Source organism: Pseudomonas sp. 30_B (genome assembly GCF_017491605.1).
GTDB lineage: Bacteria > Pseudomonadota > Gammaproteobacteria > Pseudomonadales > Pseudomonadaceae > Pseudomonas.
This window is the reverse complement of record NZ_JAFGYY010000583.1, coordinates 1-225: the sequence shown is the minus strand read 5'-3', so window position 1 is coordinate 225 and position 225 is coordinate 1. Positions and strand designations below refer to the sequence as shown.

The 225-nt window shown below is 61.3% G+C and carries 1 pseudogene; it reads right to left on the bottom strand.

What is annotated here, in order from left to right:
• Positions 1 to 225: pseudogene (locus J5M67_RS29485) on the bottom strand (arylsulfatase); the annotation flags it as partial.

Sequence of the window (225 nt, the reverse complement as noted above, 5' to 3'; positions counted from 1 at the left end):
GGAACTGCGTGGACTTCATGGTGGCGATGCCCATCAGGTAGGCGTTCTTCACCAGCCAGTCGCTGTACTGGTCGGAAACGATGTCGGCGGTCTCGTACGGGTCCATGCGCAGGTTGAACAGCTTGGGCACGCGCAGGCAGGTGAATGGCTCGCTCCAGACCTTCAGGCCACCCGGTGCGCGCTGTTCGCACCAGACGATTTTCCAGTCGTTGAAGCGCATGCCCA